Source organism: Swingsia samuiensis, from assembly GCF_006542355.1.
Classification (GTDB): Bacteria; Pseudomonadota; Alphaproteobacteria; order Acetobacterales; family Acetobacteraceae; genus Gluconobacter; species Gluconobacter samuiensis.
Genome location: NZ_CP038141.1, coordinates 894,191 through 907,595, shown reverse-complemented (window position 1 = coordinate 907,595; position 13,405 = coordinate 894,191). Strand labels below are relative to the sequence as shown.

Genomic DNA, 13,405 nt, shown 5'->3' with positions numbered 1-13,405 from the left:
TTTTAAGAGTTATTATGCTCTTTTAGCGTCGTTCTGAGCCACTTCTTCTTCAAGAAGATATGGGCCAGCAGCTAGAATTTGAATTGAAAGGAGACGGCTTTCTTTTTGAGAAGCTTGGTCTAAGTTCAATTTCGCATAACCGTTTGTCCAACGATGTGGACCTTGCTCTACGATATCCCATCCAGCTAGGTCTGCATCGGAAATGTGAGAAGTGATCACTTGTGTTTTGTTGCCAGAGAAGATTGAGATTTCTCCAACAAGTACACCTAGGAAACGACGGTCATCGACGAATGGGCCGATTGTGTCGCTTGGACGGCTTGCACGTGAAACGATACGAACAGAAGATGTGTTCGCAGGAATTTCAAAAACAACCTTACCGTTCTCTGCACGAAGCTGACGAAGGGTGCTGCCGTTTTCTGTTACAAGATGTAGATCTGCATCTTGTGTTAGTTCTGGCGCAGACGTTGTTTGAGCGTAACCCAATGTCTCAGCACGTTGAGCGATTTCGTGGAACAATGGCTCAATAGCATCACGTGAAACAACCAAAGGAGCGGCTGCATCTTCTGCCCAAGTACGAGCTTGTGGGAAGAGAGGCAGAACTTTTCCTGTTTCAGATACGAAAGTTCTACGGTTTCCTGTGTCGAGATAGCTTTCTGTTAATGTGTTATTAGCAGAAATGATGCTGTGTTTTTCTGTCTCAACGTGGAAGTATTCGTAATGTGTGATGGAGCGATCATAGATGATTGAGCTTCCATTAACCAACATACGAGCTGGTGTGAAGTGACCATTGATGAATACGCTATGTTCTGGCGTGATCAGCAGATCTTCAGAAGGAACGTTATCAGCAAAAGCATTCTTCATAATGCGAACAGGGTAACCTGCATCTGCATCAGCAAGCGTTGTGTTAACATGTGCTGTTTTATGGCCAACCCATGTAACAGGTTGCTCAGATTTTTTGCCATCAACGCTGTATGTTGAAACCATATCGCCAACGGAAATTGTTTCAACAGCTTTTGCACCGTTTGGCGTTTCAATCATGCTGCCTTTTAGGAAGCATACTTCGTATAGAAGGTAGCCGCTCTTTTCACTTAGAGTGAACCCAAGGTCTCTTACGCCAGCAACATTAAGGGTGATTGTTGACCCATTGTTGAGGTTGATGGAAACTTCGTCTGCAGATGGATAGGTGATGCTTTTAACGTCGCTTTTCTTTACGCCGTCAATTTCGATACCATCAGATGTTCCGCTTTCTGGGAAGGTTTTGTTTCCGGAGAAGCCAGAAATAACGGTTTTTAATGTTCCACCAGAAGATAGTCCGAGGATTGTTAGGCCTTGGTTATCATCACTTGGGAGGTTGATTACACCACCAAGATCGGAACCGCCAGAAATTGTTGCAGAGCCACCGCTCGCTAGGTTAATGGTTGCGCCACTATAAAGAGATGCACCGAAGATTGAACCAGAAACGTTAACAGTGGTACCACTATAAAGAAGTGCTCCCCAAACAGTTCCGCCTGACGTAATGTTAACAGTACCTCCGCTAGCGAGGAGGTTAGTATCTATTTCGGCGTTACTACTTGAGTATGTGTTACCGATCACACCACCAGAGGAAACGGTAAGATTACCTCCAGAAACACGAGCACCCCCTGCATGTGCACTCAGACCAATAGTAGCGCTTCCTCCTGAATAGACGGCTGGGGTTGAGAGTTCGCCACCGTCTTTAGCAATTAAGGTACCGCCACTACTAACTCTTGCAGAGGATAAATCAGACCCGTTTGTGACAGTTACGCTGCCGCCACTTTTTATGTATGTGACGCTTCCATTAGAAGAGGCGCTCACATTACCACTGGAAGTAATACTCATGATCATCACCTTTATATTGTGAAGGGTTGTGGCGTTACAGCCACAACCACATTTCTAAAGCCTGTTAAATATATCTTATCGAATAACGGCTCGGAAGTATTTGTTTTAATCAGGTTGTTAAGTTATTGATTTTAAATAGAAGAAAAATATATAGAGCGCGTTACTTGTTAATAAAAAAATAACACACTCTATATTTTGATTCTCAGTTTTTATGTTGTTGGAGGAACTCGTTATAGAGAGCTACCGCTTTGGGCATAGCTTCTTGAATGGCGGCGGTCCGTTCTGCATTGTTAGGGTGGTCAGACAAGTATTTTGCTAGCCCTCCTGCATTTCCAGAGCCACTGAACTTTGCCATTTTATCCCATAAGCTTAAAGCAGCTTTGGGATCATAACCTGAACGCGCCATAAGCATTAGGCCTCCAAGGTCTGCGCGTGTTTCTAGACTGCGGGAATAAGGTAACCCAACACCTAGCTGTGAAGCAGCACTAATAGCATCACCATACACACCTCCCGTGTAGGTGCTGGCCACACCTGTTGCGATATTTGTGAGGATTTGAGCGCCCGCTTGTTGTTTGGCATGTTCTTCAAGGGCGTGGGTCATTTCATGGCCCAGAACAGCAGCCATTTCTGGTTCGGTAAGATGGAGCTGATCAATTAGACCTGTATATACGCCTACGCGTCCACCGGGCATAACCCAAGCGTTAATCTCATTGCTTTTGAAAACAGTTAATTGCCACTGGAAGGGCTCGCCTGTTTGGTTAATTTGGTCCGCGTATGGTTCCATGCGCGTTAAAACTTTAGAGGCAAGGTCGTAGTCTGGACCACTGCTTACAATAGCGTTTTCTGCATTAGCCTTTTGAACTAATTGTGAGTATTCTTGTGCTGATTGTAAGTTAAGCGAGTGAGTGTCATTCCCGGTAAGGTTGGCAATGCTTGCGCAAGAACTTAAGCCAAGAAGGAACGCAGCAGCAGCGTGATGTTTTTTCATGAAGAAAATCCAGAGATTTTGTTTTGTCAGAGATGATTTAGCCGAAGTTGATACGCTTTGTATCGTTATTTGTTCAATCGTAACAAAAAAGTTTCCTGTGTAATATTGGACTATAAACTAAATAAGCAATTAATATGATTATAGATCTTGGAGGATCAGCCAAGCAGGGTTACACCTAGGTTCTAACGAAAGAGAAAGGTTTGAACATGAGTGATACACCTCCAGATCGCTTGAGCGTGAGCCCAGACAGCCCTTATTTTAACGAAGAGATTCTTGCCCGTGGGGTTGGTGTTCGTTTCAAAGGGGAAGAAAAAACAACTGTCGAAGAATATTGCGTAAGTGAAGGTTGGGTTCGTCTTTCAGTAGGAAAGTCACTCGATCGGCGCGGTCGTCCTATGACGTTAAAAATCAAAGGCCCTGTTGAAGTCTGGTTTAAAGAAGAAACAGAAGCATCGTGAGTAAGTAAATAATTTTGAGAGTGCTTTCTGACAGGGATAGTGCATAAAGTTTAATAATCAAAGAGCATAGAGAGATTGGAGTTATTGAAAATGACGGCTCAAAATTCTCAGGAACAATTTTCTGTTGTTATTGTTGGTGGGGGGGCTGCAGGGTTAACGATTGCCGCTCAACTGAGACGACAAAGACCTAATCTTTCTATGGCAATTATTGAGCCATCAAAAACACACGCTTATCAGCCAGGGTGGACATTGGTTGGTGCAGGTGAAATGTCACTGGCCCAAACATTGAAACAAGAGGGAAGTTTTATTCCTTCCAATGTGAAGTGGATCCGTGATCGAGTGGCTACATTTGATCCTGATGAGAATAGTATCACTTTGGAAAATAAGAAGGTCATAAAATATCGGCGGTTGGTTGTATGCCCCGGTCTTCAACTTGATTGGGATAAGATCGAAGGGTTGCCAGAAACATTAGGCCGCAATGGCGTAACATCAAATTATTCTCGTGATGTTGCTCCTTATACATGGGAGTGTATTCAACACTTGAATGGGGGGACAGCTATTTTCACACAGCCCCCAATGCCCATTAAGTGTGCTGGTGCTCCTCAAAAGATTGTTTACTTGGCATGTGATCATTGGAGAAAAGAAGGGACGCTGCATAAAACGCAGGTTGATTTCTCTTTGGCGGGAGACGCTCTTTTTGGTGTCTCTTACTTTGTGCCTTCCCTGCAAAAACAAATGGATTTTTATGGTGTTGATGTTCATAAAAAAGAGAATTTAATTAAAGTTGACGGCGATAAACGAGAGGCAACATTTCAGATCGTAGGAACAGAGGAAACGATTGTTCGACAGTTTGATATGCTTCATGTCGTACCACCTCAAAGCTCTCCTGATTTTATTAAAAAGAGCCCTCTTGCAAATGCCGGTGGTTGGCTGGATGTAGATTCATCTACGCTCCGTCATGTGAGATATGAATATATTTATGGCGCTGGAGATGTTGTTGGAACCAGCAATGCTAAAACAGCTGCTGCAGCACGAGAGCAGGCACCAGTAGTTGTCGAAAATCTTTTGGCGTCTTTAGACGGGCGTCCTGAGAATGCGGCCTATGACGGGTATGGAGCTTGCCCTCTTACCGTAGCTTATGGAAGGGTTGTTTTGGCAGAGTTCCTATATAGTGGAAAAGTTGCTCCAACTTTTCCGTATGATCAACGTAAACCAAGCCGCTTTGCATGGTTTTTGAAAAAGGAGTTTTTCCCACGTCTTTATTGGTACGGGATGCTAAAAGGCTACAACCTAAAGGTAAAACATAAAGTTAAAAACCTTTAGAATTCAAACAATCGTTTTAAAAAAGGCCCTTCAATCTGAAGGGCCTTTTTTATGAGCTTTATAGTTTGTCGATAGATCTTTTTGGGAGGAGAGCCGGGACAAAAAGGAGGGTGCAGATTAGTGTGCATCCTAAAGACATGAGAAGTAGCCGCCCCATACTCGCTGTCCCTGGATGGCCCGATAGAGCTAAGGATCCAAATGCCGTGGCAGTGGTCAAAGCTGAGAATAAAACAGCACGAGCAGTAGAAGACGTAAGAGGGTTTCTAATTCCCGCACGCCAATTCATGACAAAGTAAACATTAAAAGAGACGCCAACCCCTAAAAGAAGAGGGAGAGCAATAATATTGGCATAGTTTAAGGTCTCTGGGACGGCAATAATAAGAATAACGGTAAGAAGAGAAGATAATATAAGAGGCGCCATGACGAGACAGGTGTCTAAAACACGACGGAATGTTGCAAAGAGTATAATCAGGATCATCGTTAGAGCTGATATCGCTGCGACGATAAAAGCATGTACGATGGTGTGTGCGCTTTCAAAAATATCAATAACAGGCCCTGTTACGTTCGTGTTAACCGTTCGTAGTTCATTTACAAATTTGTGAAGAACCTGCGTATTGGATGCTTGACCTTTAGGGTGAATGGTCAGTCGTTCTTCCCCATTAGGAAGAACATAATCTTTTCGAATGCTTGCTGGGATATTACCGATTGTAATCGGTTGAGGGTTAAGCGCGGCCCGTAGCATAGAGAGCTGCTCAGGAAGGAACCGGGTTAAGGCTATATTGGTCTTGTTAAGAGTATCGTCAGAGGAGGTGGATAGTTTATGTAAAGTTAGACGAATTTGGTTGAGGGTTGGCGATAAACGATCTTGCACAGAATCTAATTGAGCGGCTGCTTTCTCTGCAGAACTTCTGATGTCTGCTGTTGTGGGGGCTGAGGCGACATGATCAAGTGTAATCGTTGGTAAGATGATGGATGCCGCATCTTTAATGAGGGCAATTTTTTCTTTTTGATCATCTGGAACAAGTGCGCCTAGCCAGAGAACATCATGAACGCTGGGCAGTTTTGAAAAGGCATCTGCTTCTTTTTGAGCCTCGGTTAAGTTTGGAACAAGAACCTGACTAAAGTAAGGGGTTGTAAGAGGGCTTTCTTCTAAAAGATGAAGTGCTTTCATGCCTTCTGTGTTGGGGTCTTTTGTATGTAAAGGGTCCGCATCAAATGAAAGAAGGGGTAAAAGCGCTGCCCCAACAATCGCTAATAGACCAAAAACGCCAAGAATTTTTTTTCTTTTATGACGAATTTGCTGGTCAAGAGGGAGCAAAGCAGGAAAACCGGCTTCATGCACGCCAAGTTTTGCACGGAACAGCGATAGTAAGGCTGGTAGTAATGTCATGGTGCACACAAAGGCAATGAGCATTCCAAATCCAGCGATTAGACCAAGCTGTGCGACCCCAATAAAGTTTGTTGGGGTGAAAGCAAGAAAACCTGCTGCGGTGGCTAAAGACGCAATTAGAATTTGAACGCCACTTTCGCGTCCGGTTTGTGTAATCGCTTTTTGTAAGGAAAGATGATGTGTTTTTGTGGGGAAGTCCTGTCCTAAAAAACGCACGCTATATTGGATAGCAAAATCCACCGCAATCCCAACAAAAAGTATCGCGAAAGAAATAGAAATTAAGTTTAATTCCTGAACTGCAATCGCAGCAAAACCCGTAGTTATAATGAGACCAGAAATTAAGGTCAGTAGAATAGGAAGAATAACACGGATGGATTTTACAGCGAGGACCAACCAAAGCGACACAAGGGTTAATGAAATAACGAGGCCTAAGGCCATTCCATGTGCGACGGTTGAAAACTCTTCATCGTTGAGTTTTATCTGACCAGTAATCGTTCCAGATACTTGCCCGGATTTGACAAGATCTAAACTATTAATGGCTTGGCGCATCGCTGTCGTTGCGGCTTCACCTGGTTGGAGAGAATTATAATCCAGTACAGGTTGTGTAACGACAAACTGATAGCGGCTTCCAAGGTCTGATATGTTTCCAGTGAGGAGGTTCTGCCAAGAAAGGTCCTGTGGATGGCCACTGGCTGAGTTGGCAAGAGAATTACTAAATCCCTTCAGCGTGTTATCAAAGGCATCTGGCACACCTTGCCCAGCTTTTATTCCCTCCCCAATCAGAGCCAAGGAGTTGAATAAACCGCGTGCAGAAGGGTCTCCTGCGAGCGTACCTAAAAAAGGTTGTGCTGTAATAATGGAGTTTAGGAGCGTTTCAGTATTTTTTTTATCTGGGAATAGGAACGCGTGATTTGAATAAAAAGGATCCCCTCCCGGTAAGGATACAATTTTAAAATGGTGATGATCCTGGCTTAAAATATCTGTGAGCTGCCTTGCTGCCGCACGGCCTTGCTCTGGGATCCTTCCATCAATAATAGCAACAAGCTGGTTATCGTCTTGAGGGAAAAGACGGTTCATTTCTTGGAGTTGTTTTCTCCAGATCAGTGAACTGGAAAACATTTTGCCTGTATCGGTTGTGACGCTCAAACACGTCATGCTCAGGGTAACACATCCTACACAGATGAGTGTAAACAGAAGGGCTACTAAAGGAGCCCGGCGAGCACAAGCGGCATTAAGCCGACCGATCAGATCAGAAAGCATATTATATTCTTAACAGAACGTGTATGATTGCCTACCCCATACTGACAATTCTTTCGTGATATTGCACAATAGAATGTATGGTATGGACATTAACTCGATTTACAGAATTTGAAACAGTCGTTCGCAATAGTGTTTTTTTAGCAAAAGCGATGCCTGTTGCCGATGAACGTGCGGCTTTAGCCTTTTTGGAAGATGTTGCGGTGCAAGATGCAACGCATAACTGCTGGGCTTTTCGTGTTGGTCAGCGATTCCGTGTTAGTGATGATGGAGAGCCATCAGGTACGGCTGGCCGGCCAATTTTATCGGCAATTGACGGACAAAACTTTGATAATGTCATGGTCGTTGTAACCCGTTGGTTTGGGGGTATTAAACTGGGTGCGGGTGGCCTGGTTCGAGCTTATGGTGCAGCAGCAGGCGCGTGCTTAAGGCAGGCTGAAAAAAAAGAATATATCGAAAAAACAACCCTTTCTTTTCATTGCCCGTTTTCTTTGTATGCGCAGGTGGAAGCTAAATTTATTGAGTGGTGTGCCGATAAATTAAAGTGCGAATTTGATGCGGAAGGGGTGCAATTAATTGTGGCCGTTCCTGTGGTCGATGTGGAGAGAATAACAGACTTTCTACGTGATTTAACTCGCGGGCAGATAGATATACAACAGGAATAATAAACTAATTAAAATAGTTATAAAAAAATAATCATTTATTAAATAGTTATATGTGATAGGTAAGAAGTGATATGAATTTTGAGAGTTAAATTATATGCTCTTCTTTGCCGACAGGTCATTGTTTAAAAGTTCTTTGGCAAAGTGGTGCATGTGTGGTGTTGTGACATGCGGATCATCAGGGGCAAGAGCAGCATCCGATTCAGAGAATAATACACACCAAGTAGAGTGGATTCATGTCTCTTCTTCAAGTCGCCCAATGGTTGAAGACTTTCCTCATGCAGGTGTTGTTGCGCAACCTCGCCGTGTTATTCCTTCTCAAAATATAGCCCCTCAAGGACGGCAAGGAGAATGGGGGGAATTTAATTATGGAAATGGAGAAGCTGCAGGATTTGGTCCTGTAGGACGCTATGGTGTTGCGGCGTGGGCAGAAGATTGGAGTTATTTAAGAGATAAACGGAATAGGAAAGATTTTTTCGACCCTTTAAAGTTTATAGCCTTAAACTCCCAACGAACGATATGGCTCACGTTATCTGGCGAAAGTCGGTTACGAAATTGGTATGAAGAAAATCCTTTCTTAGGACGAAGTGGAAAGGCAAATTCCGGAAGGATAGGAGTTCGTAATCTATTAGGCGCTGATTTACATTTAGGAGAACATGTTCGCTTTTTCGGCCAGTTGATTAACGGGGATGCTGGCGGGTGGAAAGGCTATGGATATGGTTCGACCTTTCGTAAAAGATTAGACCTTCAGCAAGGCTTCGTTGAGTTGAAGGCTAAAATGATGGGTGCAAAAACGGGGTTTATTTTTGGACGCCAGCAGTTTTTAGATGCCCCATCTTATATCTTGTATAATAGAGAGACACCGAACGTTCCTCTTTCATGGAACGGGGGGCGTATTTACGCTTTATGGCCGAAAATACGGTTTGATGCGTATGATTTTGTTCAGACAAACATTGATAGTCGTTTAATGTTTCATAATAAAGAAGATTACGGAACACGATTATACGGCGGGAGTATGACAGGTATAATCCCGAACTTTTCAGTTGGAAGGGAGCGTGTTCATTCATTTTTAGATGTATTTTATATCCGATATCGATACGAAAGCGGACTGTCCTCCCTCCCAACACAGAGCAGACCCTTAAGGGGGTATTCTTCTCGAGGGAATATTGGCTTTCGTTGGTATGGAACATCGCCCTCCGTTGAGTATTCTATTGGTGCTGTGTACCAGCACGGTGATTTTCAGCATTATGGAACTAATCAAAAGCAGGATGTGCGTGCGTGGGCTGTCAATTCAATTGTTGGCTATCGGCATACAGCATCTTCATTGCATCCTTTTTTGGGGGTGCAGACAGATGTTTATTCAGGCGGCACAGATCGTAGAGATGGAGCAATACGGACGTATACTGCACCGTTTAGTCCACAAACTAATTATTTGGATACAACAACCTATATCGCTCCATCAAATTTAGTAAGTGTATCTCCGGTTATACGAATAACGCCGGGCAGAGGCCGATTTTCGATCAAGTTTAAGATGCCGTTTATGTGGCGCGAAAATGGAACTGGTGCGATTTGGAGTTCATCTGGTCCGTATGAATTTCCAAAAATGTATAAAGGTGGGTACATAGGTGTTGTCCCTCAAGCATCTCTACTCTTTCAGGTTAATCATCATTTGACATGGCAGGTTTATGGGGCTCGTTTTATGGCTAGTAGGCAATTACGTGCTGCCGGGGCTATGAGTGGCAGTTATTTCCAATCTAATTTAATTTTTCGGTTCTAAAAATTATGAGGGTCGGGTGTTGTCACGAGGTAGAGTGTCATTTTCAACGGGAGGTAGAAAGTGTGATATTTTTTCTTGAACTATTTCTTGTGAAAAAGATTGTTTGAGTAGTTTTTGGCCTTCTTTGATACAAAGTTTGGCATTTTTAGGAACAAGAAGGGCAAGAATTTTATTCACAAATTGTTCTTCTGTTTCCCCAACAGATAAATCCCATAAAGGATGGGTAGAGTTAATAATCCCTTCTGCGGCAGTTGGTGTCATGGCGATAGGGAGTCCATAAGACCAGCTTTCCAGAACCTTACCTTTTATGCCGGATCCATAACGCAAAGGGGCGATACACATCGCAGCGCCTTTAAGAGCCTCAGAAAGATTTGGAATATGGCCTAAAATTTCCAGACCTGGCTGTTTGAGCGTATGAATCTCGTGAGGCATGGCGCTTCCAATGAAGCGACAAATAACGTTAGGAAGTTTTTCTCTTAATAAAGGAAGGATTTTAAAGGCAAACCATTTTGCCCCATCAATGTTGGGTGAATGAGCAAAGTGAGCAAGAAAAACAAGAACAGGTTGTTTTTTTAAAGATGCGCGTGCGTTAAGAATGGGAACGCCCCATGGAATAGTGTGAATATTGGCAACGGGAACAAGAGTTTTGAGCCGCTCCGTTTCAATGGGGGAATGAGTGATTGTTATATCCGCCACCCAGGAACACATATTCTCCCGGACTTCGAGAGTAGGTACGGTTTGTAAAATTTCAGGCCGTGTTTCAACCTCTGCTTGGCGCCTGAGGCGAAGTGACGACAGATCAGCAATACTCCAGATAAGGGTGGCTGTTGGAGCAAAAGCCCGTATTAAGCTTGAGTAAGATTCTGCGTTGTTAAGCCTATGCAGGTAAATGGCGGTTAAATCCGTACCAATGAGCTTTAGGGCTTCTTCAGGAGTGTTAAAGAACGGAGCAGTTAATGCTTCAAAGCCCTGTTTTTCTAAAGAGGTTATTTCATCGTGAGATATTGTTTTACGAGAAGAAATAAAAAGGCATTTATACCCAAGAGACTGGGCGGCTTGCATGTGTGATAGAAGCGCGTGAGACCCTGCATCAAAGTTTAGGTTGGGTGCGCGATCATCAATAAAGAGAACGCAGGGAGGAGGAGGCGGAAAATCTTCGTAACGCCGTCCTAATCGTGTCGAGACAGTGCGTTCAAAGTGCTGCACCGTTGAATGACTGACTTGTCTTTTTAATTTGCTTATTTCTTGATTAAGAAAAAGAAGAGCATCTGTCTGTGCTTGATGATTACGTAGATTTTGCAAAATGGCGCTGAGATGGTCTTGTGTATCTAGGTCTAATTCTTGCGATGTAGATAAATGGAGGGGTTGGCCAAACGTTTCAGTGCCATGTTTAAGCTGTAGAGTGTAGCTTGCGTTGGGTAGTAGAGGATCTTTGAAAATATAATCAAAGCCATAACGGCCGCTGCCTAAGCCGATATCGCGAAGGTCACGGCGGAATTGGTTGGCTGCAATATGGTCAATGAACTCTCCATTGATCCAGAGTGTTAGCCACACGACCCGATCAGGGGATAATTTATCATAGATCCATCCGGCTATATGTTTTTTATCTACAATATCAATGGTTCCATGTAACTCAGCCGCAATGGGATCAACTGAGATGGGGGAGCCCGGTAAAGGTGTTTGGGTTGATACATTGATAACCTCAATGACACCCCCTTCATAATTGAAACGCTCTGGGAAAATATACTCAAAAGCACAAAAGCCCTGACGGATGGCCTGAAGGTCTGCTCGGAAAAGATCTGCAACAATGTGAGCCAGAGGGACACCATTTTGGAGAATACAAAGAGTTGCAGGTTCTCCGTTGTCTGTGAGGGGGTTAACCCACCCCGCCACATGTTGACGGTTACAAACGTCAACATGTCCAAGAAGGCTCTCTATAGGTGTGATGGGTGTGTTCATTTAGGCCGTAAGTTTATGGAGGGGGAAAAGGTTCTTGGCGCGTTGATTAATCATTGCTTGGATTTTAGCCAATTCGACACCGTCCTCAAGGCGTGGAGCGCAGTAATGGGCGGGTTGAGGTTGCGCTTGTGGGTATAGGGTTTGATATTCGTGTGCATTATGGAACATGTTGCGGGAGCGATCATCGATAAAGCTTTCAGACGGTGCTCCATTAGCGATCAGCAGATCATGAGATTCCAGTTCGAGATGGATATAGGTAATCTCGGTGGATGGAGTGAGTTGTATAATAGAACGGTCGTTAACCAAGTGTAATGCTGGGATTAAGTATCCATCAATAAACATGGCGTGCAAAGGAGAGATGGTCAGATCTTTCTGAGGCAGACCGGGAGCGAGGGCATCAGCGCGAATGAGAATGGGCATAACATCGCGGTTGCCGTGCGCAAAGAGCGGATCATAAGAGCGGCGTCCGATCCAGTGGATGGGTCTGATTTCCCCAGAAGCTGTTTGAACAAGATCTCCGATGGTAAGCTCTTCAATAGGAGTTTCACCTTGTTCTGTTGCAATGAGGGTACCTGGGCAAAAACAAGCTGTACCGCCTCCTAAAGCAGAAAATACAAAAGGTTTTCCGAATGAAGTTTCGAGAGAACCACTGCTCATTGGACGTAAATAATAGGAAGCTGCGGGGTCATAAACAGGGGTATGATAGTAGTTATAATATGTGCTGCTGTAACCTACTGCTGTATTGCTCATTGGTGTTGAAATATCTCCTTGGACAGGAATATTTTTGAGAATGACGCCGCTTGAAAGGATTTGTAACTCCCCTTGTTGTGCCCCGGCGGAAAGAGGTGTGATGTGAGAGCTGATGACGGCGTTTGAATTATCGATATCGGAAAAAATGATATTACCACCACTTTGAACGGTAATCGGTGTGTTAAAAATAGCGCCTTGATCAATATCGATGGTACCGTCGCTTGCTACAGTAATATTTGTGGCTATTCCGCCAGAAGTTATTTCCAAAAGCCCGTTACTAGAAACGGTGACGTTATTGACACTACCAAAGTTTTTAACATAGCCGTTTGAGAGGATATTTATATTTTCGGATGTACCGGATACAGTTTGCTGGGCGAGTGTAGGTATTAGTGCGGAGTTATCGCCGAGCGCAGCGTAATAACTGCTTCCTTGAAGGGTGGTATTTGTTGCATATCCACCGGATAAAATGGTAGATTTTCCAAGGGAATTGATATTTGTTCCGGAGGCTTGCCCGCCTGAGGATACAATTTGTGGAGCTACATAGCCACTTCCATCATAGTATTTTTCTCCTGTGCCGACGCCGAAATTAGCGAAATCCCCTTGAAGGGTTGTGTTGATTGCTGTTCCTCCATTTTCAATGCTTTGTGACGCTAAAAGGGTGTAAGGCTGGTCTCCATTAGTTAGACTAGGAGTGTCTGAAGAGATAATAGTTGTATTACTTACAACGCCACCAGATTGTACGATCTGAATGCTGGGAGGATAGGCGTTGTCTTGAGGAAGAAATCTTTCTGCACTGACAAAATTGACTAATGTACCGATTGCACTTCCGTTAACGTATTGCGTTACCCCGGAAACGATTTGCCCTGATATAATCGAACCTTTTGGAATGGTGATATTTCCGGTAGATGAGTCTATAATGTATCCACCACTGGATGTTGTATCCATAACATATCTCCAAAAATCCTATTTAATAGTAGGCTTATT

9 protein-coding genes are annotated in these 13,405 nt (G+C 43.8%); 4 read left to right on the top strand and 5 right to left on the bottom strand.

Annotation, left to right across the window (positions count from 1 at the left end; translation table 11 throughout):
• Positions 1-12 precede the first annotated feature (12 nt).
• Complete coding sequence (locus E3D00_RS04105) at positions 13-1,857, bottom strand: Hint domain-containing protein (protein ID WP_181441994.1); 1,845 nt, start codon at positions 1,855-1,857, stop codon at positions 13-15.
• A 202-nt stretch (positions 1,858-2,059) separates the two neighbouring features.
• Complete coding sequence (locus E3D00_RS04100) at positions 2,060-2,845, bottom strand: M48 family metallopeptidase (RefSeq protein WP_141460193.1); 786 nt, start codon at positions 2,843-2,845, stop codon at positions 2,060-2,062.
• A gap of 206 nt (positions 2,846-3,051) precedes the next feature.
• Between E3D00_RS04100 and E3D00_RS04095 the strand changes: the two genes are divergently transcribed.
• Positions 3,052-3,303: a DUF3297 family protein gene (locus tag E3D00_RS04095; protein WP_141460191.1), complete on the top strand. Its 252-nt coding sequence runs from the start codon at positions 3,052-3,054 to the stop codon at positions 3,301-3,303.
• Positions 3,304-3,393: 90 nt separating this feature from the next.
• Positions 3,394-4,626, top strand: coding sequence for an NAD(P)/FAD-dependent oxidoreductase (locus tag E3D00_RS04090; RefSeq protein ID WP_141460189.1), 1,233 nt, complete (start codon positions 3,394-3,396; stop codon positions 4,624-4,626).
• Between the two features lie 58 nt (positions 4,627-4,684).
• Here the strand turns inward: E3D00_RS04090 and E3D00_RS04085 are convergent, their stop codons facing one another.
• Positions 4,685-7,276 carry an MMPL family transporter gene (locus E3D00_RS04085; RefSeq protein ID WP_141460187.1) on the bottom strand — a complete coding sequence of 864 codons (2,592 nt, stop codon included), beginning with the start codon at positions 7,274-7,276 and terminating at the stop codon, positions 4,685-4,687.
• A gap of 68 nt (positions 7,277-7,344) precedes the next feature.
• On the opposite strand from E3D00_RS04085, the gene E3D00_RS04080 reads away from it, so the two are divergent.
• Together E3D00_RS04080 and E3D00_RS04075 are read left to right on the top strand one after the other, a co-directional pair.
• Entirely contained in the window at positions 7,345-7,938 is a 594-nt protein-coding gene (locus E3D00_RS04080; RefSeq protein WP_141460185.1) for an IMPACT family protein, read from the top strand.
• A 94-nt stretch (positions 7,939-8,032) separates the two neighbouring features.
• On the top strand, positions 8,033-9,712 hold the full coding sequence (locus E3D00_RS04075) for an alginate export family protein (protein WP_141460183.1): 1,680 nt from the start codon (positions 8,033-8,035) through the stop codon (positions 9,710-9,712).
• Positions 9,713-9,715: 3 nt separating this feature from the next.
• Here the strand turns inward: E3D00_RS04075 and E3D00_RS04070 are convergent, their stop codons facing one another.
• On the bottom strand, positions 9,716-11,671 hold the full coding sequence (locus E3D00_RS04070) for a glycosyltransferase (RefSeq protein ID WP_141460180.1): 1,956 nt from the start codon (positions 11,669-11,671) through the stop codon (positions 9,716-9,718).
• Positions 11,672-13,366, bottom strand: a complete 1,695-nt coding sequence (locus E3D00_RS04065) for a Hint domain-containing protein (RefSeq protein WP_141460178.1) — start codon at positions 13,364-13,366, stop codon at positions 11,672-11,674.
• Positions 13,367-13,405: the final 39 nt, after the last annotated feature.

Excerpts from the sequence above, each read along its gene's own strand:
- E3D00_RS04065 (WP_141460178.1), bottom strand. The coding sequence starts at position 13,366 with ATGGATACAACATCCAGTGGTGGATACATTATAGACTCATCTACCGGA.
- E3D00_RS04090 (WP_141460189.1), top strand. The coding sequence starts at position 3,394 with ATGACGGCTCAAAATTCTCAGGAACAATTTTCTGTTGTTATTGTTGGT.
- E3D00_RS04095 (WP_141460191.1), top strand. The coding sequence starts at position 3,052 with ATGAGTGATACACCTCCAGATCGCTTGAGCGTGAGCCCAGACAGCCCT.
- E3D00_RS04105 (WP_181441994.1), bottom strand. The coding sequence starts at position 1,857 with ATGAGTATTACTTCCAGTGGTAATGTGAGCGCCTCTTCTAATGGAAGC.
- E3D00_RS04085 (WP_141460187.1), bottom strand. The coding sequence starts at position 7,276 with ATGCTTTCTGATCTGATCGGTCGGCTTAATGCCGCTTGTGCTCGCCGG.
- E3D00_RS04100 (WP_141460193.1), bottom strand. The coding sequence starts at position 2,845 with ATGAAAAAACATCACGCTGCTGCTGCGTTCCTTCTTGGCTTAAGTTCT.
- E3D00_RS04075 (WP_141460183.1), top strand. The coding sequence starts at position 8,033 with ATGCTCTTCTTTGCCGACAGGTCATTGTTTAAAAGTTCTTTGGCAAAG.
- E3D00_RS04070 (WP_141460180.1), bottom strand. The coding sequence starts at position 11,671 with ATGAACACACCCATCACACCTATAGAGAGCCTTCTTGGACATGTTGAC.